We start from the raw sequence: 24,076 nt of genomic DNA, 5'->3' as shown, positions 1-24,076 counted from the left end.
CGGCATGCTGACGTACAACGGCGGCGAAGTGAAGGCTGAGCTTTACCGGAGGCCGCTTTCTGCTCGAAGAAAGAGCAAGGGCGTGCTTCCCGTCAGCTCCTCATCGCAGAACAGCGGCGTGGCCAGCTACGCCAGCGCCGAGACCCAGTTCAGGTGCGGCGGACCCGTATCGAGCTGACCAGGAGCACTGTGCCACCGTGAACTGCTGGCGACGAGCGTCCCGCGCCTTACGGGCAGTCGTCAACGACACGTCGGGGTAGCTTCCTAGGGCGAGCTGCTTTTCAGCCCCAACGATCCGATACTTCCAAAACCAGCGACGCGAGCCAGCAGGACTTACTTGAAGGTAAAGGCCGCCCGCATCACTGAACCGGGCCTGCTTGCGCTCAGGAGGGCAGATAGCGTTGCGGCACTGAGCATCGGTGATGCATGGGGTACAACTCCAGGGAACAGGGGGTGCAAGTGGGCCGCATCACTCGGGCAAGGGGGTACAAAACCCCAAATTCCTCGCTAAACCGCTGCCTGCAACGCCGTTTGTACCCCCGGAATTCACTGGCAGTCAATGTCGGTCGTTGTACGCCATTGCCCTGTAAGCGGCCGATTCTCCAATGAAAAAGGCCGCTAGCTGTATGCAGCTAGCGGCCTTTGTCTTTACTTATGGTCGGTGTGAAAGGATTCGAACCTTCGACCCCTTGCACCCCATGCAAGTGCGCTACCAGGCTGCGCCACACACCGAAGCTCTCGATTATAGCCGCTCGAAATCAGTGATTCGAGCCGAGCAGCTCGCGAATTTCGGTGAGTTCGCGCCGCAGGTGGAGCAGTTGCGACAGATCGACCGTACGGCGGACCGGTTCGTGCGTCTCCAGGTCGTCCTGCACCGCGGCGTCGAACTCCTCCTGGTCGATCTCGATCGCCTCCATGCCCTCGAGCGGGACCTCGCCGGACTTGCGGCGTTCGCGCTCGGACTGGACGAGCTCCTGCAGCTTGTTGCGCGCGCCGCTGATCGTGAAGCCCTGGTCGTAGAGCAGGTCGCGGATGCGGCGAATCATGAGCACCTCGTGGTGCTGGTAGTAACGTCGGTTGCCGCGCCGCTTCATCGGGCGCAGTTGCGTGAACTCCTGCTCCCAGTAGCGCAGCACGTGCGGCTTGACGCCGCACAACTCCCCCACCTCACCAATTGTGAAGTAGCGTTTGACGGGAATCGGCGGGAGGGTTTTCTCCATTGAAATCAAGACAGTGCGAGCGAAACCTCATAGGTTACTCCACCGGCGCTCCGAGTACCAATGTTATTCGGAGCCCAGGCTCCATTCGACCTCTCGCGGGGCCGTATCGTCGATGCTTCCGTGGATCTGTTCTTTCAGCTTGGCGCTCGCGTGAAAGGTCGCGACGCGCCGCTCGCCGATCGGAATCGCCTCGCCGGTGCGCGGATTGCGGCCCGGTCGCGGCGCCTTGACGCGGATCTGGAAGTTGCCGAAGCCCGAGATCTTGACGTCCGTGCCTTCGATCAGGCTGTTGACGATCAGGTCGAAAAAAGCCTCGACCATGTCCTTGGACTCGCGCTTGTTCAGGCCGATCTGCTCGAACAGCAGGTCGGCCAGGTGCGCCTTGGTGAGCGCCGGCGTTTCGAGGGCCTCGAGCGTGAAGTCCATGGCGTTCATACCCGCAGACGGGCGCCGAGACCGGCGCCGAGTTGATCGATGATCTTGCGCACCGCCGCTTCGACCAGTTCGTCGGTCAGCGCGCTGTCGCTGTTGAAGCTGAGCCGCACCGCCATGCTCTTCTCGCCGGCCGCGAGGCCGCCGGCGGCCACCGTGCCGTCGCGGGCGACTGCCGGACGATAGATGTCGAACAGCGCGAGTTCGCGCAGCAGGCTGGCGTCGGAAGCAGCGCGGATGGCACCCATCAGCGCATCGTGCGTGACCGACTCGGCCACCACCACCGCAATGTCGCGCTCGACCGGCTGGTGCTTGGGCACCGGCTGCGCCACCGGCAGCGGGCGGGCGATGACCGCGTCGAGCTCCAGTTCGAACAGCAGCGGGGCCTGCGCGAAGTCCCATTTCTGGCGCCAGCGCGGATGCAGTTCCCCGACCACGCCGATCGCACGGCCGTCGAGCAGCACGCGCGCCGCGCGCCCCGGGTGCAACGCCGGATGTTCGACGGTTTCGAAGGTCGGCACGCGCGGTGCAAGCAGGGCCTCGACATCGCCCTTGATGTCGAAGAAGTCGACGCGTTCGGCCTTGCCTTCCCAGCGCCCGTCTTCGGCATCGCCCCAGGCCAGTCCGGCCACCCGCATCGGCTGGTGGATGCCCTTGACCGTGCTGTCGGTGGTCGTGACCGCGGCGTCGCGCAGGAACACGCGGCCGAGCTCGAACACGCGCACCTGGGTCGCCTTGCGGTCGAGGTTGAACTTGAGCACCTGCAGCAGCGAGCCGACGAGCGAGGAGCGCATCACGCTCATCTGGCTCGCGATCGGGTTCAGCAACTTGATCGGATCGGCGTTGCCGGCGAGTTCCTGCTCCCAGTGGGCCTCGACGAAGCTGAAGTTGATGGTCTCCTGGTAACCCAGCGCGGCCAGCCGCTGGCGCACCGCGAAGCGGCTGCGCTCGGCCTCGGGCCGCAGGCGCGCGGTGATCGGCGCCATCGGCGGCGTGGTCGGCAGGTTCTGGTAGCCGACAAGGCGTGCCACCTCCTCGATCAGGTCTTCCTCGATCAGCAGGTCGAAGCGGTACGGCGGCGGCGTGACGATCAGCGTACCGTCGCCCTCCTCCACCGGCAGCGACAGGCGGCGCAGTGCAGCGGCGCAGTCGGCCTGCGTGAGCGGCATGCCGATCACGCGCGCCGCACGGGCCACGCGCAAGGTCACGGGCTTGCGCTCGGGCAAGCGCAAGCGCTGGTCATCCATCGCGCCAGCCCGGCCGCCGCAGATCTCGATCACCAGCTGCGTGATGCGTTCGATGATCTCGACGGTGCGGCTCGGGTCCACGCCCCGCTCGAAACGATGCCCGGCATCGGTCGAAAAATTGAAGCGGCGCGAACGGCCCTGGATGCTCTCGGCCCACCAGAACGCGGCCTCGATGTAGATGTTGCGCGTGTCGTCGGACACCGCCGTGGCGTCGCCGCCCATGATGCCGGCCAGCGACTCGATCTCGCGGTCGTCGGCGATCACGCCGACCTTCCCATCGACCGTGACCGTGTTGCCGTTGAGCAGCTTCAGCTGCTCGCCCGGCCGGCCCCAGCGCACCGTGAGGCCGCCATGGATCTTGTCGAGATCAAAGATGTGGGTCGGCTGGCCATACTCGAACATCACGTAGTTCGAGATGTCGACCAGCGGCGTGACGCTGCGCTGGCCGCAGCGGGCCAGCCGATCGACCATCCAGGCCGGCGTCGCGGCCTTCGTGTCGACGCCGCGCACGATGCGGCCCGAAAAGCGGCCGCACAGCTCGGGCGCCTCGACCTTCACGGGCAGCTTGTCGTCGAACGCGGGCTTGACCGGCGCGATCTCCGGCTTCTTGAGCGGCGCACCGGTGAGTGCCGAGAGTTCGCGCGCGATGCCGTAGACGCTCAGGCCATGCGCCAGGTTCGGCGTCAGCTTGAGGGTCAGCAGCGAGTCGTCGAGCTTCAGCACCTCGCGGACGTCGGCACCCACGGGTGCATCGGCGGCGAGCTCGAGCAGGCCGCCGTGGTCTTCGCTGAGCTTGAGCTCGCGCGCCGAGCACAGCATGCCCTGGCTTTCGACGCCGCGCAGCTGGCCCAGCTTGATCAAGAAGGGCTTGCCGTCTTCGCCGGGCGGCAGCTCGGCACCGACCAGCGCCAGCGGCACCTTGATGCCGACGCGCGCGTTCGGCGCACCGCACACGATGTTGAGCAAGGCACCCTGCCCGGCATCGACCTGGCACACGCGCAGGCGATCGGCATTCGGGTGCTGGGCGGCTTCCTTGATCTCGCCGACCACGACCTTGCTGAACGGCGGCGCCACCGGCCGGCGCTCCTCGACCTCGAAGCCGCCCATCGTGAGCGTCTCGGCCAGGGCTTCGCTGCTGAGCTGCGGGTCGCAGAATTCGCGCAACCAGGACTCGGGGAATTGCATCTCGTCGATCTCGTCGTTGTCGTTTATTGAAACTGGCTGAGGAAGCGCAGGTCGCCGTCGAAGAACAGGCGCAGGTCGTTGACGCCGTAGCGCAGCATCGTGAGCCGATCCGGGCCCATGCCGAAGGCGAAGCCGATGTAGCGCTCGGGGTCCAGCCCCATGTTGCGCACCACATTGGGATGCACCTGCCCCGAGCCCGCGACCTCGAGCCAGCGGCCGGCCAGCGGTCCGCTCTGGAACTGGATGTCGATCTCGGCGCTCGGCTCGGTGAACGGGAAGAAGCTCGGCCTGAAGCGCAGCACCAGGTCGTCGCTTTCGAAGAAGGTGCGGCAGAAGTCGGTGAAGACGACCTTCAAGTCCTTGAAGCTCACGTTCTCGCCCAGCCACAGGCCTTCGCACTGGTGAAACATCGGCGAGTGCGTGGCGTCGCTGTCGACGCGGTAGGTCCGGCCCGGCGCAATCACGCGGATCTCGGGCGCCTTGACCGTCCCGGTGGTGTCGGCTGCCGCGGCCTCGAATTGCGCGGCGTACTTCTTCACGTGCTGGTTCGCGTAGCGGACCTGCATCGGGCTGGTGTGCGGGCGCAGGTTGTAGGGCACGCCGTCCTCGCCGTCGATGTCGACGTAGAAGGTGTCCTGCATCGAACGCGCCGGATGGTTCGGCGGGTTGTTGAGCGAGGTGAAGCTGTGCCAGTCGCTCTCGATCTCGGGGCCGTCGGCGACGTCGAAGCCCATGCTCGAGAAGATCGCCTCGATGCGCTCCAGCGTGCGGCTCACCGGATGCAGTCCGCCGGCCACTCGGCGGCGGCCCGGCAGCGTGACGTCGAGTGCCTCGGCCCGCAGCTGCACGGCCAGTTCCTCGTCGGCGAGTTGCTGGCGGCGCTCGGTGAGCGCAGCCTCGATGGCCTGTTTGGCGACATTGATCTGGGCGCCGCGCGACTTCTTCTCGTCGACGCTGAGCGCCGCCATGCCCTTCATCAGCTCGGTGATGCGGCCCGACTTGCCGAGAAACAGCGCCTTCGCGTTCTCGAGTTCGGCCGGGGCTTTCGCTGTGGCGAAGGCGGCGCGTGCGGTGTCGACCAGGGAGTCCAACTCGTTCATGGAGAAAATCTTCGAGATGAAAAAGGAAACGGGGCTGGAGCCACGATGAAAAAAGGGCTGGAGCCCTTTCAAGCGCCAGCCCTTGACGTGGGCGCAGGCCGCCGTCCGGAGACGGGCCGCCTGCTGTGCAGGATCAAGCAGCCAGCTTGGCCTTGACCTGCTCCACGATGCCGGCAAAAGCGGCCTTGTCGTGCACGGCGATATCGGCAAGCATCTTGCGGTCGATCTCGATTCCGGCCTTGCGGATGCCGTTGGCGAACTGGCTGTAGGTCAGGCCCAGTTCACGCGAGGCGGCGTTGATACGCGCGATCCACAGTTGACGGAACACGCGCTTCTTGGTGCGGCGGTCACGGTAGGCGTATTGGCCTGCCTTCATCACCGCCTGCTTGGCGATGCGGAAGACATTGCCGCGGCGACCGCGGAAACCCTTGGCGAGTGCGAGAACCTTCTTGTGGCGGGCGCGAGCCGTTACACCACGTTTGACGCGAGGCATGTGTGTACTCCTTGTTCGTCTGGGTTAAATGCCGCTGCCGGGCAACATGGCGGCCATCGAAACCATGTTGGTTTCGTGAACTGCCGTGGCACCGCGCAGGTGGCGCTTGTTCTTGGTGGTCTTCTTGGTCAGGATGTGACGCTTGAAGGCTTGACCGCGCTTGACGGTGCCACCGGGACGAACGCGGAAACGTTTTTTCGCGCTGCTCTTGGTCTTCATTTTGGGCATGTGAATGCTCCTTTAGTTTGTGCTCGTGAGGCGCCGCGGAAATTCCACGGGCTTGTTGGCCCCGAGACACTTCTTTATCCCGCCCCTGCCCGCCCCTTTCGAGAGCGCTCAGGGGCGAAATCCCTGCAAAAATTTTCGACTCGCGTCGACTCAAGCCGTTGCGGGCGCCGCAGCCGGCGTCGCCGCTGCTGCGTCGGCAGCCGGCTTGGCCGCTCCGCCTGGCTTCTTGCGGCCCGGTGCGATCATCATGATCATCTGCCGGCCTTCGAGCTTCGGGAACTGCTCCACGAGGATCAGGTCGCCGAGTTCGTCGCGAATCCGCTGCAACAGCGCCAGACCGAGTTCCTGGTGGGTGATTTCACGACCGCGGAACCGCAGCGTGATCTTGCACTTGTCACCTTCTTCCAGGAAGCGCCGGATGTTGCGCATCTTGATGTTGTAGTCACCATCATCAGTACCGGGGCGGAACTTGATTTCCTTGACCTCGATGACCTTCTGCTTCGACTTCGCCTCGGCCGCCTTCTTCTGCTCGTGGTACTTGAACTTGCCGTACTCGATCAGCCGGCAGACGGGCGGATTGGCCGCCGCGACAACTTCGACCAGGTCGACGTCTTGTTCACCGGCCAGGCGCAAGGCCTCGGCAAGACTCACAACACCCAATGGCTCGTTCTCGGGCCCGATCAGGCGGACTTCCGGGGCCATGATTTCCCGGTTCAGGCGGTGTTGGCGTTCCTCGCGGTGGCGGCGGTCGCGAAATGCAGTAGCGATGGTCAGAATCCTTCAAACAACTTGCTACAAAATCTGTAGCGAACGCCGGGGAGTCCACGCCCACAAGCAGCCCGATCGACTGAATCGGCCTTTGAATCCATTCAAATTCAAAGCTTGTGTTGGATGTCGTGAGCGATCTTTTGGGAGAACGCCTCCACCGACATGGCACCGAGGTCAACATTGCCCCGGGCGCGCACTGCGACGGCACCTGCTTCCTTTTCCTTGTCGCCTACGACGAGGATGAAAGGAAGCTTCTGCAACGAATGCTTCCGTATTTTATACGTAATCTTCTCGTTGTGCAGGTCGAGCGAAACTCTAAGCCCTTGATCCTGCAGCGTTTTGGCAACTTCCGCGGCGTAATCGGCCTGATTTTCGCTGATATTGAGCACCACCACCTGCACCGGAGCGAGCCAAGCAGGCAGCGCGCCGGCATGGTGTTCGATCAGCATCCCGATGAAGCGCTCGAGGCTGCCGACGATCGCGCGATGCAGCATCACCGGGTAGGCGCGGCCGCTCGTTTCCGTCACGTATTCGCCGCCCAGCCGCTCGGCGGTGTTGAAGTCGACCTGGATCGTGCCGCACTGCCACTGGCGGCCGATCGCGTCGCGCAGCGTGTACTCGATCTTCGGGCCGTAGAAGGCACCCTCGCCCGGCGTGATGATGAAGTCCACGCCCGAACGGCGCAGCGCCTCCATGACCGCGTGCTCGGCCTTGTCCCACAGCTCGTCGGAGCCGACCCGGTTGTCCGGCCGCGTTGCCACCTTGTAGAGGATGTCCGTGAAGCCGAAGTCGGCGTAGACCTTCTGCAGCTGTGCCGTGTAGGCCACGCACTCGTCGAGGATCTGGTCTTCAGTGCAGAACACATGGCCGTCGTCCTGCGTGAAGCCGCGCACGCGCATGATGCCGTGCAGCGCACCGCTCGGCTCGTTGCGGTGGCACTGGCCGAATTCGCCATAGCGCAACGGCAGGTCGCGGTAGCTGCGCAGGTCGGACTTGAAGATCAGCACGTGGCCCGGGCAGTTCATCGGCTTGAGCGCGTACTCGCGCTTCTCCGACTCCGTCGTGAACATGTTCTCGCGGTAGTTCTGCCAGTGGCCCGTCTTCTCCCACAGGCTCTTGTCGAGGATCTGCGGACCCTTGACCTCCTGGTAGCCCGTGTCGCGGTAGATGCGCCGCATGTACTGCTCGACCTGCTGCCAGATCGACCAGCCCTTCGGGTGCCAGAACACCAGGCCCGGCGCGGCCTCATCCATGTGGAACAGGTCGAGTTCCTTGCCGAGCCGGCGGTGGTCGCGCTTCTCGGCCTCCTCGATGCGGCGGACGTAGTCCTCGAGCTGCTTCTTGTCGGCCCAGGCCGTGCCGTAGATGCGCTGCAGCTGCTCGTTCTTGGCGTCGCCGCGCCAGTAGGCGCCGGCCAGCTTCGTGAGCTTGAAGACCTTCAGGAAGCGCGTGTTCGGCACGTGCGGGCCGCGGCACATGTCGACGTACTCCTGGTGGTAGTACAGGCCCATCGCCTTCTCGTCGGGCATGTCCTCGACCAGGCGCAGCTTGTAGTCCTCGCCGCGTGACTTGAAGACGTCGATGACCTCGTCGCGCGGCGTCATCTTCTTGACCACGTCGTAGTCCTGCGCGATCAGCTCGCGCATGCGGGCTTCGATCGCGGCCATGTCCTCGGGCGTGAACGGGCGCTCGTAGGAGATGTCGTAGTAGAAACCTTCGTCGATCACCGGGCCGATCACCATCTTGGCCGTCGGGTAGAGCTGCTTCACCGCGTGGCCGACCAAGTGGGCCGTCGAGTGACGAATGATCTCCAGGCCCTCGTCGTCCTTGGGCGTGATGATCTGCAGCTTGGCGGAATGGTCGATGACGTCGCTGGCATCGACCAGCCGGCCGTCGACCTTGCCGGCAACCGTCATCTTGGCCAGGCCGGGGCCGATGGAGCGGGCCACCTCGGCCACGGAAACCGGGCCGGGAAACTCGCGCTGCGAGTTGTCGGGAAGCGTGATCTGGATCATGGAAGAAACCTCGGCGAGAAACAAAAAAGCGCGGTCAGGGGACCGCGCTTGGCTTGGTGATGCGCTGGAAGATGTCCAGCATGCGCGGCCTACCGGCCTTTTCCTTCAGGGAAAAGACCGCTCGTTGCATGCGGTGTAGTTCGCGGTGTCATAACCAGGGTGCCTTTCTCGCTCTTGTTGGTACTGAGTCTGAGCCGGCGATTCTATCCGCTGCGGCGTCAGCTCGCCGCGGCGGCGTTCTTCAGGCCCAGCACCTCGATCGGCTCGATCGACGGTGGCTTGGCGAACAGCTCCGGCGCCTTCGCCATCAAGGCCTGGGCGATCGGCCCGGACAGGTGGGCCTGGCGGCCGGCTTCGTCCTCGAAGGCATCGAAGACACCGAAGGTGCTCGGCGTCAGGCGCAGTGCGAACCAGATCGGCGTGGTCTTCTCTTCGCGCGCCATCGCCAGACCGGCTTCGAGGAACTGCTGGACCTCGGCTTCCTTGCCCGGCTTGGCCTCGAGGCGGGCGAACAGTGCGTACTTGATCATATGGATCTCCGGTGAATGCGGTGGCGCGAGATTGCGACGACCGTGGGTCACTCTAGGCCGGGCCGCGGATTTGCTCTATTGGCATTTTTGACATCTTTGCTATCGTTATTGCCATGAGAGTCAACATCCTCGCACTCGATGGCGTGTTCGATACCGGCCTGGCGACGGTGCAGGACGTCTTCGGCACCGCCAACGAACTCGCCGGCATGCTCGGCTTCGCGCAGCCGCCCTTCGACGTCGCGCTGGTCGGGATGCGAAGAAAGGTGCGGACCTCGCAGGGACTCGGCGTTCCGGTGCAACCCGCCGGCCGGATGCGCACGCCGGACTGGACCGTGATCCCCGCGATCGGCGAGAAGATGCCCGAGGGGCTCCAGCTCGCGCTGCAGCGCCGCGACATCGCGGACGCCACGGCGTCGCTGCGCGACGAGTCGGCGCGCGGCGTCCGGATCGCCGCGGCCTGCATCGGCACCTTCGTGCTGGCCGAATCGGGGCTGCTCGACGGCCAGAGCGCCACCACCACCTGGTGGCTGTCGACCCTGTTCCGACAGCGCTACCCCGCGGTCCGGCTCGAGGAGTCCCGCATGCTGGTGAGTTCGGGCGCCTTCCTCACCGCGGGCGCGGCGCTGAGCCATGTCGACATGGCGCTGCTGCTGGTGCGCCAGGCCAGCCCCGAACTGGCTTCGCTGGTGGCGAAGTACCTGATCGTCGATTCGCGCCCCTCGCAGTCCGCCTACGTGATCACCGACCATCTGAGCCATTCGGACCCGACCGTCGAACGCTTTGAACGCTGGGCGCGCGGCCGGCTGGCCGAGGGCTTCTCGCTCGACGAGGCGGCGCTCGCCGCCGGCACCAGCAAGCGCACGCTGGCGCGCCGGCTGCAACAGGTGCTCGGCAAGACGCCCCTGTCGTATTTCCAGGACCTGCGGGTCGAGCGCGCGGTGCATCTGCTGAAGACCAGCGACAGGAGCCTGGAGCAGATCGCGACGCTGGTGGGCTATGCCGAAGGCGTCACGCTGCGCGCGCTGCTGCGCCAGCGCCTGGGCCGGGGCGTGCGCGACCTGCGCGTGGCCGACTGAGCCCACCGGGAAGCGCGGGCGAAAAAAATCCCCGCGTGAGAGGCTCACGCGGGGATATGAATCAGAGACCCTCGGGTCTTAGTGGAACTGTTCTTCCTCGGTCGAGCCGGTCAGCGCCTTGACGCTCGACGAGCCGCCCTGGATGACCGTGGTGACGTCGTCGAAGTAGCCGGCGCCGACTTCCTGCTGGTGCGACACGAAGGTGTAGCCCTTGTCACGCGCAGCGAACTCGGGTTCCTGCACCATGTTGACGTAGTGCTTCATGCCTTCGCCGTTGGCATAGGCATGCGCGAACTGGAAGGTGTTGTACCAGTTGATGTGAATGCCGGCGAGCGTGATGAACTGGTACTTGTAGCCCAGCGCCGAGAGGTCTTCCTGGAACGAAGCGATCTGCTTGTCGTCGAGGTTCTTCTTCCAGTTGAACGATGGCGAGCAGTTGTAGGAGAGCAGCTTGCCCGGGCAGGCCGCGTGAACGGCTTGCGCGAATTCACGGGCGAAGCCGATGTCCGGCACACCGGTTTCGCACCAGACGAGATCGGCATACGGCGCGTAGGCGACGCCACGGCTGATGGCCTGCTCGAGGCCGTTCTTGACGCGGTAGAAGCCTTCCTGCGTGCGCTCGCCGGTGAGGAAGGGCTTGTCGTTCGCGTCATGGTCGGAGGTGATCAGGTTCGCGGCTTCGGCATCGGTACGAGCCAGCACGATGGTCGACACGCCCATCACGTCGGCCGCGAAGCGCGCGGAGATCAGCTTCTCGCAAGCCTCGTGCGTCGGCACGAGCACCTTGCCGCCCATATGGCCGCACTTCTTCACCGCGGCGAGCTGGTCTTCGAAATGCACGCCTGCGGCGCCCGCGGCGATCATGTTCTTCATCAGCTCGAAGGCGTTGAGCACGCCGCCAAAGCCCGCTTCCGCGTCGGCCACGATCGGCAGGAAGTAGTCGATGAATTCCTTGTCGCCAGGGTTGACGCCGCGGCCCCACTGGATCTCGTCGGCGCGCTTGAAGGTGTTGTTGATGCGGCGGACCATCGTCGGCACCGAGTCGTAGGCGTAGAGCGACTGGTCCGGATACATGGTTTCGGACGTGTTGCCGTCGGCGGCGACCTGCCAGCCCGACAGGTACACGGCCTCGAGGCCGGCCTTGGCCTGCTGCATCGCCTGGCCGGCGCTGATCGCGCCGAAGGCATTCACGTAGCCCTTCTTGGCGCCGCCGTTGATCTTCTCCCACAACTTCTCGGCACCGCGACGGGCCAGCGTGTGCTCGATCGGCAGCGAGCCACGCAGGCGCACGACGTCGGCGGCGCTGTAGCCGCGCTTGACGCCCTTCCAGCGCGGATTGGTCGCCCAATCCTTTTCGAGGGCGGCAATCTGCTGTTCGCGGCTCAATTGTTCTGTGAGGGTCTGGGGCATGGTCACTCCGAGGGTTGATTGAGAGGTGGCGCTGTGGCGTCGTGGGAGTTACTGTAAGTCAGGCGACGACTCTTATGTCTTATAGAAGACATATTTTTGAATCAATGAAATCAATAACTTACGACGATTTTTCTCAATGCGAAATTATTTTTCTTGTATTGAGAAATTTTATTGCGGCGCAGCAGTCCGAAATTTCATAATGTGAAGCGAGTTTTTCGCGCGTGAAAACCGACATGCGATCCGCGTCAATCGCGGCGAAACCAGTCGCCGCTGGCGATCGCTGCACGGCCGGCGATGCGACCGGGATGGATCTCGTAGACCAGGCAGACAAGCTGCGCCTCGGCCACGCGCACCCGCACTTCGCGCTTGATGTATTCGCCCGTGTCGTCAGGCTTCACCTCTTCCAGCAGATCCAGCTGCGCTTCGAGCACCGGGGTGATCCGGTAGATCTCCCCCCGCACCCTGCCCTCGCCGCCGAGCACCGCGCCCGGATAGGCGCCGAGGTCGTACAGCGTGCCGGCGATCACGCCATCGGCGACCCGTTCGGGCGGCGGCGCGAAGCGGGCGATGTCGTTGCTGCCGCCGGCACGCAGGGTCCCGTAGACGAAGACTTGGCGGGGCGCCGCGGCGGCGGCGGCATGGGAATCGGGCATCATCGAATCAATCCTCGGAACGGCACCCGTCTATTGAACACCGCATCCCACGCACCCGGCCGCCTCGTGGCCTATGGCTGCCTCGCGTTGAGCATGTCGCTGGTCGGCAGCTATGTCGCCCTCTCCAAACCGCTGGTGGCCGCCTTTCCCGTTCTGCTGCTGGCTTGGCTGCGCTTCGGCATCGCGGCGCTGGCGATGCCGCACTGGCTGCGGCGGCCGGCCGGCGAGCCATCGATGACCGCTCGCACACGCGGGCTCGTGTTCCTCGAATCCTTCCTCGGCAACTTCCTGTTCTCGATCTGCATGCTCTTCGGCGTCAGCCTGACGAGCGCCGTGTCGGCCGGCGTCATCATGGCCTCGATTCCGGCCGTGGTCGCGATCGCCAGCTGGGCCTTCCTGCGCGAGCGCATCACGCCGCGCGTCGGGCTGGCGATCGCCTGCGCCGGCCTGGGCATCGGCCTGCTCGCGCTCGCACCCGCGCAGGCCGGCGCACACGCCAGTGCCGCGAGCGGCTCTTCGATGCCCTGGCTGGGCAACCTGCTGGTGTTCTGCGCGGTGCTCTGCGAGGCCGCCTACGCGGTGATCGGCAAGTCGCTGACCGGCCGGCTCGGGCCCAAGCGCATCTCCTCGCTGATCAATCTCTGGGGCTTCGTGCTGTCGACGCCCTTCGGCATCTGGTTCGCGCTGCGCTTCGACTTCAGCTCGGTGTCCATCGGCATCTGGACCCTGCTGCTGGTCTACGCACTGGCCGCGAGCATCTGGACGGTGTGGCTCTGGATGACCGGTCTCAAGAGCGTGCCCGCCTCGCAGGCGGGCGTGTTCACCGTGATGCTGCCGGTGAGCGCCGCGATGGTCGGTGTGCTGGTGCTCGGCGAGGGACTGGCGGCTGCGCAAGTGGTCGCTTTTGCGCTCGCGCTGCTCGGCGTGGTGCTCGCGACATGGCCTTCGTGCCGCAGCTGAAGCCTCTCGCTGGAGAAAGCCACTGCTTTCTCCCCTCTGAAAAAACAACAGCCCCCAATGAAAAAGTCGCTTTTTCCCTTGGAAACGCGTTTCTTCTCCTTTAGCATCCGCAATGCCGATGGAGACACTGCTTTTCATTGGTGAAAGTGTCCAACCAAAAAAGGAAATCAACCATGGCAACTGCAAAGAAGGCTCCGGCCAAGAAAGCTCCCGCGAAAAAGGCCGCTCCGGCCAAGAAGGCGGCTGCACCGGCAAAGAAGGCTGCTCCCGCGAAGAAGGCAGCACCCGCCAAGAAGGCCGCTCCGGCCAAGAAGGCTGCTCCCGCGAAGAAGGCTGCTGCTCCCGCCAAGAAGCGCACCCCCAACGCTGCGTTCATGAAGGCCCTGACCCCCAGCCCGGCGCTCGCCGCCGTGGTCGGTTCGACGCCTCTGCCGCGCACCGCTGTCGTGAGCAAGCTGTGGGACTACATCAAGAAGAACAACCTTCAGGACAAGGCCAACAAGCGCAACATCAACGCCGACGCCAAGCTGAAGGAAATCTTCGGCAAGCCGCAAGTGTCGATGTTCGAACTGGCCTCGCTGATCGGCAAGCACGTCAAGTAAGCCTGCAAGCGCCTCGCGCGCTTGCCTCGGAAAAGCCGGCACCTGCCGGCTTTTTTTTGCCTTTTCTCAGCGGCCGCCGGCCTGCGCCTCGGCCGCCTTCGTGATCGCACTCAGCGTGCCGCGGGTGGTGATCACTTCGGGGTCGAGCGGGATCTCGATCAGCGTGCCGGTCTCGGCCGCCAGCGCGCGCAGCAGCGCGGCTTCGAACTGGGAGGTCTCGGTCACGCGTTCGGCGGCATAGCCGTAGGCCTGGGCCAGCGCGCAGAAGTCCGGGTTGCGCAGCGCGGTGCCGCTCACCTTGTTCGGGTACTCGCGCTCCTGGTGCATGCGGATGGTGCCGAACATGCCGTTGTTGAGCAGCACGACGATGCTCTTGCCGCCATGCTGCGAGGCAGTGGCAAGCTCCTGCCCGTTCATCAGGAAGTCGCCGTCGCCCGCGATCGTGAAGGCGACGCGCCCGGTCGCGATGTTGGCCGCGATGCCCGCCGGCACGCCGTACCCCATCGCGCCGCTGGTGGGCGCGAGTTGCGTCTTGTGGCCCTTGGCGAGGCCGTGGTAGCGGAAGTAGCGGTGCACCCAGCTCGCGAAGTTGCCCGCGCCGTTGGTGATCGCCGCATCGGGCGGCAGGTGCTTCTGCAGCAGCCGGACCACTTCCACCATGTCGACGGCACCGCGCGGCGAGTCGGCGGGCAGGCCGGCGAGCGGCTGCGGCTCCAGGTTCGCGAGGTAGTCGGCATGGGCCGCCGCGGTCCAGGCCTCCCATGGCAACTCGGTCGGTGCGCTCAGCACCTCGAGGCTGCGCGCGGCCGAGGCCATGCCGACGTTGATCGCCAGGTCGGCCTGGTAGACGCGATTCAGTTCCTCGGCGCTGGCGTGCATGTGCACCAGCGTCTGTTTCGCCTTCGGCGCTTCGAGCAGCGTGTAGCCGCCGGTGGTCATCTCGCCCAGGCGCGGGCCGATCGCGAGGATCAGGTCGCTCTGCCGGACGCGCTCAGCCAGCTTCGGGTTGATCGCGATGCCGACGTCGCCGGCGTAGAGTGGATGGTGGTTGTCGAAAGTGTCCTGGAAGCGAAAGGCGTTCGCCACCGGCAGCCTCCAGTTCTCGGCGAAGCGCTGCAATGCCTGCGCCGCCTGCGGGGTCCAGCCGCCTCCGCCGGCGATCACCAGGGGGCGCTGCGATTTCAGCAGCAGTTCACGCAAGGCGCGCAGTGCGCCGGGGTCGCTCCAGGCCGCCACCGGCTCGACACGCTTGAGTGGCCGGGCGGAGGTCATCGTGCGCAGCATGTCCTCGGGCAGCACCAGCACCACCGGGCCGGGACGGCCGTTCATCGCGGTGGCGAAGGCACGCGCCACGTATTCGGGAATGCGGTCGGCATCGTCGATGCGCTCCACGCGCTTGGCGAAGCCCTTGGTGCTCGGCCCGAAGAAGCTCGCATAGTCGACCTCCTGGAAGGCCTCGCGGTCGCGGAAGTCGCTGCCGACATCGCCGACGAACAGCACCATCGGCGTGGAATCCTGGAAGGCGTTGTGCACGCCGATCGATGCATTGGTGGCGCCGGGACCGCGGGTCACGAAGCACACGCCGGGCCGATTGCTCAGCTTGCCGTGCGCCTCGGCCATGAAGGCCGCCCCGCCCTCCTGGCGGTTGACGATGAAGCGAATGCGATCGCCATAGGCATGAAAACCGTCGAGCACCGCAAGGAAACTTTCTCCTGGGACACCGAAGGCCAGTTCGACGCCTTGCTCGACCAGGCACTCGACAATCAGGTGGCCGGCAGGTTGGGATGAACGCATGGATGCTCTTTCTTTCTCGCTGCTGCAATGGGAGTGCGCGAATTATCCGCGTGCCTCGACCGGCTTGCCTTAATTCACCAATTGGTTAAATTCTCTTCATGAAAGCTTCCACTCCGGCTCCCGCCGAACCTCGCTCGCGCGATGCGGACCGCTCGCAGCTCGCGATCCTCGCCTCGGCGCGCGACGAGTTCTCGCAGCGCGGCCTGGCGGGCGCGCGCATGGACAGCATCGCCGAGCGCGCCGGACTCAACAAGCGCCTGATCTACTACTACTTCGGCAGCAAGGACGACCTCTTCCTCGCGGTGCTCGAAGGCACCTACGCCGACATCCGGCAGGCCGAGCAGCGGCTGCATCTGGACGAGGTCGAGCCGGTCGAGGCGATCCGCCGGCTGATCTCCTTCACCTGGCACTACTACCTCGAGCACCCCGAGTTCATCACGCTGCTCAATAGCGAGAACCTGCATCGCGCCGCGCACCTCAAGCGCTCCGAACGCATCCAGGAGATGAACTCGCCGCTGGTCCAGCTGCTCGACGGCGTCCTGGAACGCGGCCGGCGCGACAACCTGTTCCGCGCCGGCGTCGACCCGGTGCAGCTCTACATCTCGATCGCCTCGCTCTGCTACTTCTATCTGTCGAACAACGACACGCTGTCGGCGGTGTTCGGACGCGACCTGCGGGCACCGAAGGCGATGGCACAGCGCCTGTCGCACATGACCGACCTGGTCCTGGGCTACGTGCTGCGCTGATACGGGTATTTCCTAGTGGCCCGGCGATTGACGGCCGGGCAAGCGGATTCCTAGAATCGCTAATTCACTTTTTGGTGAATTGAAGCGCGAAGGCTCGCCGTGCGCGCCGTCGATTTCCCGGATCCATCCACCGCCCTCGTCGATGCTTCGCAAACTCCTGCTCGCGCCTGCGCTTCGGCCCTTCCTGCTCATCCTGATGCTGCTGGTGCTGTGGGACCTCGCGATCCGCGTCTTCCGGATTCCGGCCTACCTGATTCCCCCGCCGCTGCAGGTGGTGAAGATGCTGATCGCCGAGTGGCCTCGCCTGCTGGCCGAGAGCTGGAAGACCACGCTGGCCACGCTCGGCGGCTTCGCACTCACGATCGTCATCGGTATCCCGATCGCGATGTTGATTGCCTACTCGCGCGTCGTCGAGTCCTTCGTCTATCCGCTGCTGGTGTTCTCGCAGAGCATCCCGAAGGTGGCGATCGCGCCGCTGTTCGTGGTGTGGTTCGGCTTCGGCATCTTTCCGAAGGTGATCTCGGCCTTTCTGCTGGGTTTCTTCCCGGTCGTGGTCTCCACGGTGATGGGCTTCAAGTCGGTCGAGCCCGACATGCTGGACCTGGCGCGGTCGATGGGCGCGAGCCGCCTGCAGACCTTCTTCAAGATCAGCCTGCCGCAGGCCCTGCCCGCGATCTTCAGCGGCCTCAAGGTATCGGTGACGCTGGCGGTCGTCGGCGCCGTGGTCGGCGAGTTCGTCGGCTCCAACTCGGGCATCGGCTATGTGCTGCAGGTGGCCAACGGCAACTTCGACCTGCCGCTGATGTTCGCCGCGCTGGTGGTGCTCTCAAGCATCGGCGTGATCCTGTTCGTCGCCGTCGACGGGGTCGAGCGGCTGATGATCCCGTGGCACGCCTCGCAGCGCCACGTCCAGTGAGTTTCGTTGCATCCCCAACCACTCAGGAGACAACCATGAAGATGCTTTCCTCGCTTCTCGCCGGTGCCGCCGCGGCGCTGGTGCTCGCCATGGCGCCCGCGCAGGCGCAGAACAAGCCGCAGGACAAGGTCACGCTGATGCTCAACTGGTACCTGTACAGCGAGCACGCGCCCTTCTTTCTCGGCAAGGAGCGCGGCTACTACGCGGAGGAAGGCATCGACCTCGACATCCAGGAAGGCCGCGGCTCGGCCGTGACGGCCCAGGCCGTGGCCGCCCGCTCGGCAACCTTCGGCTACATCGACGTCACGACCATGATCAAGGCGGCCGCCAAGGGCGCGCCGCTGAAATCCACCGGCGTGCTGTTCCAGGTCAGTCCGATGTCTGTGATGGGTTTCAGCGAGAAGAACATCAAGACGCCGAAGGACATCATCGGCAAGACGGTCGCGACCACGCCGGGCGATTCGATGTCGCAGATGTGGCCGCTGTTCCTCAAGGTCAACAACATCCAGCCCGACCAGGTGAAGATCGTCTCGGGCGACGCCCAGACCAAGCTCAACGCGGTGACCAACGGCCAGGCCGACCTGCTGCTGGGCTACGTGATGGACCAGGCGATCAAGCTGCAAGACGCCACCGGCAAGCCGGTCACGCCGATCCGCTTCGCCGACTCGGGCGTGAACCAGATCAGCTCCGGGATCATCGTCAACAAGAACCTGCTCGCCGAGAGCCCCGACCTCGTGAAGCGCTTCATGCGGGCCTCCACGCGCGCCGCCGAAGCGGCCGAGAAGGACCCTGCTGCGGCGGTCGACGCCATGCTCAAGGCCAATCCGAAGGCCGGCGTGCGCGACACGCTGATCGTCGGCATGAAGCAAAGCGTGGCGCTGTACCACACCAAGGACACAGCCAACCAGCGCCCGTACCGGGTCTCGATGAAGAACGTCAACGACTCGCTCGACCTGCTGGTGCAATACGGCGGCATGGACCCGGCCACCCGCGGCAAGCCCGAGGACTACGTGACGCTGGACTTTCTCCCGACCAACTGACCGCTTCCTCATGACCCTGGCCACACTCATCGAAGCACGCGGCGTTGCCAAGACCTACCAGAGCAAGGGCGGCGCGGTCGAGTCGCTCAAGCCCCTGGACTTCTCGATCCGCGAAGGCGAGTTCGTCTCCGTGGTCGGGCCCTCGGGCTGCGGCAAGAGCACGCTCTTGAAGATGGTGGCCGGCCTGCTGCCGATCAGCGCCGGCATGCTCACGCTGGCCGGAAAACCGATCACGGGACCGCAGAAGGACGTCGGCATCGTGTTCCAGAGCGCGGTGCTGCTGGCCTGGCGCAGCATCGAGGACAACATCCTGCTGCAGGCCGAGATCCGTCACCTGCCCAAGGCCGCGGCCCGCCAGCGAGCGCGCGAGCTGATGCAGATGGCGGGGCTCTCGGGCTTCGAGAACAAGTACCCGTGGCAGCTCTCCGGCGGCATGCAGCAGCGGGCCTCGATCTGCCGCGCGCTGTTGCATGACCCCTCGGTGCTGCTGATGGACGAGCCTTTCGGGGCCCTCGACGCGATGACGCGCGAGAAGATGAACCTCGAGCTTCAGCGCATCTGGTCGGCCTCGAAGAAGACGGTGATGCTGATCACGCACAGCATCCCCGAAGCGATCTTCCTGTCGGACCGCGTGATCGTGATGAGCGAGCGCCCGGGATCGATCGCCGCGATCTACGACATCGACCTGCCACGGCCGCGTCCGCTCGACGTGATGGGGAGCGAACGCTTCGCTGCCTACGCCCGCACCCTGCGCGCGCACTTCTTCGCGCAAGGCCAGCTCGACGCCCACTGAGGCCTGCCGTGACCGCCTTCGCTTCGTCCTCCGCGCCGGCCGTGCGCGTGCTCGCCGTCGATTTCGGCGTACGCCCGATGTCGCTGCGCCTGCCCTTCAAGTTCGGCGCCGTCACGCTCACGCGCTGCCCGCAAGTCTTCGTGCGCGCCACGGTGGATTGCGGCGCGCGTGGCACCGCCGAAGGCTGGGCGGCCGAACTCATGGTGCCGCGCTGGTTCGACAAGCGACCCGGCTTCAGTCGGGCGGAGAACGTTCGCCACCTGCAGCTGGCTCTGGAGGCGGCGGCCGAGGCCTACACCCGAGGCGCACCGGTGGCGGCCTTCGCGTTGTTCGCCCGGCACTACGCGGCGCTGATGGCGCACGGTGAATCCAAGGGCCTCACGGCGCTGTCCACGGCCTTCGGCCAGGCCGTGCTCGACCGCGCGGTGCTCGACGCGCTGTGCCGTTGCATCCAGGTTCCGGTCCACGCCGCATTCCGGCACAACCTGGTCGGCATCGAAGACACGGCACAGGTGGAAGACCTCCGGGGATGGAACTGGAATGCCTGGCTCGCGGACCTGGCGCCGGCCTCCAGCCTGCAGGCACGGCACACCGTCGGCATGCTCGACGCGCTCGACGGCGACACCGACGACGCCGCCGGGCTGCCGGTCAGCCTGCCCGCGGTGGTGCGCCGCTACGGCCATCGCTACTTCAAGATCAAGCTCGGCGGCGACCCCGCGGCCGACCTCGCGCGACTCGACGCCGTGCTGGCGGCGCTCGATACCGCAGCGCCGGGACATCGCTTCAGTCTCGACGGCAACGAGCAGTACGCCGACCTTCAAGCGCTGCAGGCGCTGTGCGCGGGCCTGCGCGTTCTGCCGCGACTGGCCGCCCGCCCGCAGGCGCTGCTGTACCTCGAGCAGCCCTTGCCTCGCGAGGCCAGCATGAATCCCTCGATCATCGCGCTCGATGCGCCCGCGCCGCTGCTGCTCGACGAGGCCGACGGCACGCTCGACGCCTTCCGCATCGGCCGCGAACACGGCTGGCGGGGCGTTTCGAGCAAGGGCTGCAAGGGCCTCTACAAGGCCGTCATCAATCGTGCTCGCTGCGACCAGTGGAACCTGGCGGCCGGCCACGAAGCCGACCGCTGCTTCATGTCGGCCGAGGACCTGACCTGCCAGGCAGGCCTGGCGGTGCAGCAGGACCTGGCGCTCGCCTCGCTGCTGGGCCTCGAACACTGCGAGCGCAACGGCCACCACTACGCCGATGGCTTCGGCGAAGCGCCGGCCGCCGAGCAGCAGGCCTTCGCCGAAGCCCATGGCGACCTCTACGAAACCAGCGCCGGACGGCCGCGCCTGGCGATCCGCGAGGGCCGGATCGCGATCGGCTCGCTGCACCAGCCGGGCTTCGGCCACGCCGCCGACCCCGACTTCACGAGCCTGCGACCCCTCTCGCAAGCGCCATCCCTGCTCTAGGGGCTCGCGTTCATCAGAAACCACAAGGAGACTTCATGACACTCAATCGACGCGCCGGCCTGCTGGCCTGCTTCGCCCTCACCGCCGCCTTCGGCGTCGCCGCGGAGGCCAACTATCCGACCAAGCCGATCCGCGTGATCGTTCCGTTCGCGGCCGGCAGCACCACCGACATCATCGCCCGCGCGATCGCCGACAAGATGGGCGCCAGCATGGGCCAGACGCTGGTGATCGACAACCGCGGCGGCGCCAGCGGCACCATCGGCCAGCAGGCCGTGGCCACCGCCGCGCCGGACGGCTACACGATCATGATTCATTCGTCGTCGCACACGGTGAGCCCGTCGACCTTCGCCAAGCTGCCTTTCGACACGGTGAACGATTTCGCGGGCATCACGCCGATCTCCACCCTGCCGAATGCGCTGGTGATCTCGCCGGCGAAGAACATCAAGACATTGAAGGAACTGGTCGCGGCCGCCAAAGCCAGGCCCGGCACCATCAACTTCGCCTCCGCCGGCCAGGGCAGCGCCACCCACCTGAACGCCGAGAAGTTCAAGCTGGCGGCAAAGATGGATGCCACCAACATCCCGTTCAAGGGCTCGGCCGACGCCGTGACCGAGGTGCTCTCGGGCCGGGTCGACTACTACTTCTCGCCGATCGCGCCGGTGATCGGCCAGATCCGCGAAGGCCACCTGCTCGCGCTGGCGGTCGGCTCGCCCAAGCGCGCGGCCGCGCTGCCCGACGTACCGACCACCGCCGAGGCCGGCGTGCCCGGCTCGGAATTCAACTTCTGGATCGGGATGATGGCGCCCGCCAAGACGCCGCGCGACGTCGTCAACCGGCTGCACGACGAGGTCGCGAAGGCACTCGCCAGCCCCGAGGTCAAGGAGCGCTTCCTGAAGCTCGGCGCCGATGCCTGGACGCTCAAGCCCGAGCAGTTCGACGCCTACATCAAGGACGAGATCGCAAGCAACGCAACCCTGGTGAAGGCCGCCGGCCTGTCGCCTACCCCTTAAGCCACTTTCAGCGGAGAACAACCCCATGGCACAACAACGACTCGGAATCATCATGCACGGCGTCACCGGACGCATGGGCATGAACCAGCACCTGATCCGATCCATCGTCGCGATCCGCGCCCAGGGCGGCGTGACGCTCTCGAACGGCGACACCGTCATGCCCGACCCGATCCTGATCGGCCGCAACGCCGACAAGATGGAGGCCCTGGCGAAGGCCCACGGCATCGCGCGCTGGGGCATCGACCTCGACCGCGCGCTCGAGAACAAGGACGACACGGTCTTCTTCGACGCCGGCACCACGCAGATGCGCCCGACCCTGCTGGCCAAGGCGATCCGCGCCGGCAAGCACGTCTATTGCGAGAAGCCGATCGCGACCAACCTCAACGAGGCGGTCGAGATCGCGCGCCTCGCCGAAGAGGCCGCAAGAACCAAGGGCCTCAAGCACGGCGCGGTGCAGGACAAGCTCTTCCTGCCCGGCCTGCGCAAGCTCGACATGCTGCGCCGCGCCGGGTTTTTCGGCCGCATGCTGTCGGTTCGCCTCGAGTTCGGCTACTGGGTCTTCGAAGGCGACCTGCAGCCGACCCAGCGCCCCTCGTGGAACTACCGCAAGGAAGACGGTGGCGGCATGATCCTGGACATGATGTGCCACTGGCGCTACGTTCTGGACAACCTGTTCGGCGAAGTGCAGTCGGTCTCGTGCCTGGGCACCACGCACATCCCCCAGCGCTGGGACGAAGCCGGCAAACCCTATGAGGCCACCGCCGACGATGCCGCCTACGCCACCTGCGAACTCAAGGGCCACAACGGCGAGCCGGTGATCGCGCAGATCAACATGAGCTGGGTCACGCGCGTTCGCCGCGACGACCTCGTGACCTTCCACGTCGACGGCACCGACGGCTCGGCCGTCGCAGGCCTGTCGTCCTGCCGCGCGCAATCGCGGGTCGCGACGCCGCGCCCGGTCTGGAACCCGGACGAGAAGCAGACCATGAACTTCTTCGACCAGTGGCAGGAGATTCCGGATTCGCAGGTCTACGACAACGGCTTCAAGATCCAGTGGGAGCACTTCATCCGCCACGTGGTCGAGAACGCCCCCTACAAGTGGACGCTGCCCGAGGGCGCCAAGGGCGTGCAACTGGTCGAGCGCGCGCTGGAAAGCTGGAAAGACCGCCGCTGGGTCGACGTGCCCGCGCTGACGATCTGAGGCATCCGATGACCCTCTCACTCACCCTCCCCGTCGCCGGCGGCGCGCTCGCGCCGTACGCGTTGCGCGGCCGCGCGCCCGCCATGCCGCCTGCGGGCCTCAAGTTCAATCGCATCGCCTATTCGGCGGCGCACGTCGTGGCCGACCCGCTGGCCGCGGTCGACCCCTGGCTGCAATGCGCGGTCGACTGGGACGCCACCATCGGCTACCGCCGCCACCTGTGGTCGCTGGGCCTCGGCGTGGCCGAGGCCATGGACACGGCGCAGCGCGGCATGGGCCTCGACTGGCCGACCTCGCTCGAGCTGATCCGCCGTTCGCTCGAGGCGGCGAAGGACATGCCGGGCGCGCGGGTCGCCTCGGGCTGCGGCACCGATCACCTGGACCTCGACGGCGTGAAGAACGTGGACGACGTGATCCGCGGCTACGAAGAGCAGATGGCCGCGATCGAGGCGCTCGGCGGCAAGCTGATCGTGATGGCGAGCCGGGCGCTGGCCCGGGTCGCGAAGAGCCCCGCCGACTATGAGCGCGTGTACGACCGCATCCTGAGCCAGGCGAAGCAGCCCGTGGTGCTGCACTGGCTCGGCGACATGTTCGACCCGGCGCTGGCCGGCTACTGGGGCACGGCCGATGTCGACCGCGCGATGGACACCGCGCTCGGCATCATCGCGGCCCATCCGGACAAGGTCGACGGCATCAAGATCTCCCTGCTCGACAAGGACAAGGAGATCGCGATGCGCCGCCGGCTGCCGCCCGGCGTGCGGATGTACACCGGCGACGACTTCAACTACGCCGAGCTGATCGCGGGCGACGGCCACGGCAGCGATCCGATGCACGGCCAGAGCGATGCGCTGCTCGGCATCTTCGACGCCATCGCACCGGCCGCGAGCGCAGCGTTGGGCGAGCTCGCGCGCGGCAACGTCGAGAAGTTCCACGCGATCCTGGGCCCCACGGTGCCGCTGTCGCGCCACATCTTCGCGGCGCCGACACGCTTCTACAAGACCGGCGTGGTCTTCATGGCCTGGCTCAACGGCCACCAGAGCCATTTCACGATGGTCGGGGGCCAGCAGAGCACGCGCTCGCTGCAGCATTTCGCCGAGTTGTTCCGGCTGGCCGATGCGGCCAACCTGCTGGAGCAGCCCGAGCTGGCAGTGCGGCGGATGAAGGCGCTGCTGGCGCTGCATGGCGTCGAGGATTGAGCGGACG

Annotated in this window: 24 protein-coding genes and 1 tRNA gene; 11 read left to right on the top strand and 14 right to left on the bottom strand. The window is 65.9% G+C overall.

Translation table 11 applies throughout. The annotated features are described in order from the left end of the window. Nucleotides 1-100: 100 nt before the first annotated feature. The 11 genes from AC1DYK_RS20265 to AC1DYK_RS20215 form a co-directional block, all read right to left on the bottom strand. Nucleotides 101-424, bottom strand: a complete 324-nt coding sequence (locus AC1DYK_RS20265) for an Arm DNA-binding domain-containing protein (RefSeq protein WP_478167954.1) — start codon at nt 422-424, stop codon at nt 101-103. A gap of 231 nt (nt 425-655) precedes the next feature. Next, nucleotides 656-732, bottom strand: a tRNA-Pro gene (locus tag AC1DYK_RS20260). A gap of 26 nt (nt 733-758) precedes the next feature. Then, a complete protein-coding gene (locus AC1DYK_RS20255) occupies nt 759-1,220 on the bottom strand; it encodes a MerR family transcriptional regulator (RefSeq protein WP_442282332.1) in 462 nt (153 codons plus the stop codon). A 63-nt stretch (nt 1,221-1,283) separates the two neighbouring features. After that, nucleotides 1,284-1,655 carry an integration host factor subunit alpha gene (locus AC1DYK_RS20250; protein ID WP_442282333.1) on the bottom strand — a complete coding sequence of 124 codons (372 nt, stop codon included), beginning with the start codon at nt 1,653-1,655 and terminating at the stop codon, nt 1,284-1,286. Beyond that, nucleotides 1,652-4,084, bottom strand: a complete 2,433-nt coding sequence (pheT, locus tag AC1DYK_RS20245; protein WP_478167924.1) for a phenylalanine--tRNA ligase subunit beta — start codon at nt 4,082-4,084, stop codon at nt 1,652-1,654. Before pheT ends, AC1DYK_RS20250 begins: the two co-directional genes overlap by 4 nt. Nucleotides 4,085-4,107: 23 nt before the next feature. Beyond that, nucleotides 4,108-5,184, bottom strand: coding sequence for a phenylalanine--tRNA ligase subunit alpha (gene pheS, locus AC1DYK_RS20240; protein ID WP_478087016.1), 1,077 nt, complete (start codon nt 5,182-5,184; stop codon nt 4,108-4,110). Between the two features lie 133 nt (nt 5,185-5,317). Then, nucleotides 5,318-5,677, bottom strand: a complete 360-nt coding sequence (gene rplT, locus AC1DYK_RS20235; RefSeq protein WP_012747009.1) for a 50S ribosomal protein L20 — start codon at nt 5,675-5,677, stop codon at nt 5,318-5,320. Nucleotides 5,678-5,701: 24 nt separating this feature from the next. Beyond that, complete coding sequence (rpmI, locus tag AC1DYK_RS20230; protein WP_028253491.1) at nt 5,702-5,905, bottom strand: 50S ribosomal protein L35; 204 nt, start codon at nt 5,903-5,905, stop codon at nt 5,702-5,704. Between the two features lie 150 nt (nt 5,906-6,055). Further along, nucleotides 6,056-6,682 (bottom strand): translation initiation factor IF-3, encoded by a 627-nt coding sequence (infC, locus tag AC1DYK_RS20225; protein ID WP_478167953.1) that lies wholly within the window; start codon nt 6,680-6,682, stop codon nt 6,056-6,058. Nucleotides 6,683-6,780: 98 nt separating this feature from the next. Continuing rightward, the gene (gene thrS, locus AC1DYK_RS20220) at nt 6,781-8,688 is read right to left on the bottom strand and encodes a threonine--tRNA ligase (RefSeq protein ID WP_478167923.1); all 1,908 of its coding nucleotides are present in this window, start codon (nt 8,686-8,688) and stop codon (nt 6,781-6,783) included. A 218-nt stretch (nt 8,689-8,906) separates the two neighbouring features. Then, nucleotides 8,907-9,218 (bottom strand): putative quinol monooxygenase, encoded by a 312-nt coding sequence (locus AC1DYK_RS20215; RefSeq protein ID WP_478167922.1) that lies wholly within the window; start codon nt 9,216-9,218, stop codon nt 8,907-8,909. A gap of 113 nt (nt 9,219-9,331) precedes the next feature. Between AC1DYK_RS20215 and AC1DYK_RS20210 the strand changes: the two genes are divergently transcribed. Next, entirely contained in the window at nt 9,332-10,294 is a 963-nt protein-coding gene (locus tag AC1DYK_RS20210) for a GlxA family transcriptional regulator (RefSeq protein ID WP_478167921.1), read from the top strand. Nucleotides 10,295-10,372: 78 nt separating this feature from the next. On the opposite strand, the gene aceA is transcribed toward AC1DYK_RS20210, so the two are convergent. Together aceA and AC1DYK_RS20200 are read right to left on the bottom strand one after the other, a co-directional pair. Next, nucleotides 10,373-11,704 (bottom strand): isocitrate lyase, encoded by a 1,332-nt coding sequence (gene aceA / locus AC1DYK_RS20205; protein WP_478156505.1) that lies wholly within the window; start codon nt 11,702-11,704, stop codon nt 10,373-10,375. A 245-nt stretch (nt 11,705-11,949) separates the two neighbouring features. Next, entirely contained in the window at nt 11,950-12,360 is a 411-nt protein-coding gene (locus AC1DYK_RS20200) for a gamma-glutamylcyclotransferase family protein (RefSeq protein ID WP_478167920.1), read from the bottom strand. A 30-nt stretch (nt 12,361-12,390) separates the two neighbouring features. Here AC1DYK_RS20200 and AC1DYK_RS20195 point away from each other — a divergent pair, with 30 nt between their 5' ends. Together AC1DYK_RS20195 and AC1DYK_RS20190 are read left to right on the top strand one after the other, a co-directional pair. Then, on the top strand, nt 12,391-13,317 hold the full coding sequence (locus AC1DYK_RS20195) for a DMT family transporter (RefSeq protein ID WP_478167919.1): 927 nt from the start codon (nt 12,391-12,393) through the stop codon (nt 13,315-13,317). Nucleotides 13,318-13,490: 173 nt separating this feature from the next. Next, nucleotides 13,491-13,919 carry an SWIB/MDM2 domain-containing protein gene (locus AC1DYK_RS20190; RefSeq protein WP_478167952.1) on the top strand — a complete coding sequence of 143 codons (429 nt, stop codon included), beginning with the start codon at nt 13,491-13,493 and terminating at the stop codon, nt 13,917-13,919. 66 nt (nt 13,920-13,985) lie between these two features. Here AC1DYK_RS20190 and AC1DYK_RS20185 read toward each other — a convergent pair whose 3' ends face one another. Next, a complete protein-coding gene (locus AC1DYK_RS20185) occupies nt 13,986-15,713 on the bottom strand; it encodes a thiamine pyrophosphate-binding protein (protein WP_478167918.1) in 1,728 nt (575 codons plus the stop codon). A 98-nt stretch (nt 15,714-15,811) separates the two neighbouring features. On the opposite strand from AC1DYK_RS20185, the gene AC1DYK_RS20180 reads away from it, so the two are divergent. The 8 genes from AC1DYK_RS20180 (at nt 15,812) to AC1DYK_RS20145 (ending at nt 24,069) form a co-directional block, all read left to right on the top strand. Further along, entirely contained in the window at nt 15,812-16,459 is a 648-nt protein-coding gene (locus AC1DYK_RS20180) for a TetR/AcrR family transcriptional regulator (protein ID WP_478167917.1), read from the top strand. Nucleotides 16,460-16,601: 142 nt separating this feature from the next. Beyond that, entirely contained in the window at nt 16,602-17,375 is a 774-nt protein-coding gene (locus tag AC1DYK_RS20175; RefSeq protein ID WP_478167916.1) for an ABC transporter permease, read from the top strand. 35 nt (nt 17,376-17,410) lie between these two features. Further along, entirely contained in the window at nt 17,411-18,415 is a 1,005-nt protein-coding gene (locus AC1DYK_RS20170) for an ABC transporter substrate-binding protein (RefSeq protein WP_478167915.1), read from the top strand. Between the two features lie 10 nt (nt 18,416-18,425). Then, nucleotides 18,426-19,208 carry an ABC transporter ATP-binding protein gene (locus tag AC1DYK_RS20165; RefSeq protein ID WP_478167914.1) on the top strand — a complete coding sequence of 261 codons (783 nt, stop codon included), beginning with the start codon at nt 18,426-18,428 and terminating at the stop codon, nt 19,206-19,208. A gap of 8 nt (nt 19,209-19,216) precedes the next feature. Next, complete coding sequence (locus tag AC1DYK_RS20160; protein ID WP_478167913.1) at nt 19,217-20,662, top strand: enolase C-terminal domain-like protein; 1,446 nt, start codon at nt 19,217-19,219, stop codon at nt 20,660-20,662. A gap of 35 nt (nt 20,663-20,697) precedes the next feature. Further along, nucleotides 20,698-21,672 (top strand): tripartite tricarboxylate transporter substrate binding protein, encoded by a 975-nt coding sequence (locus tag AC1DYK_RS20155; RefSeq protein WP_478167912.1) that lies wholly within the window; start codon nt 20,698-20,700, stop codon nt 21,670-21,672. Between the two features lie 25 nt (nt 21,673-21,697). Continuing rightward, the gene (locus AC1DYK_RS20150; protein ID WP_478167911.1) at nt 21,698-22,873 is read left to right on the top strand and encodes a Gfo/Idh/MocA family protein; all 1,176 of its coding nucleotides are present in this window, start codon (nt 21,698-21,700) and stop codon (nt 22,871-22,873) included. A gap of 8 nt (nt 22,874-22,881) precedes the next feature. Further along, entirely contained in the window at nt 22,882-24,069 is a 1,188-nt protein-coding gene (locus tag AC1DYK_RS20145; RefSeq protein ID WP_478167910.1) for a dihydrodipicolinate synthase family protein, read from the top strand. Nucleotides 24,070-24,076: the final 7 nt, after the last annotated feature.

This window comes from Variovorax sp. P2_H12 (assembly GCF_056403395.1).
The sequence above is the reverse complement of the archived record's forward strand: the minus strand, read 5'-3'. Positions and strand labels throughout refer to the sequence as shown.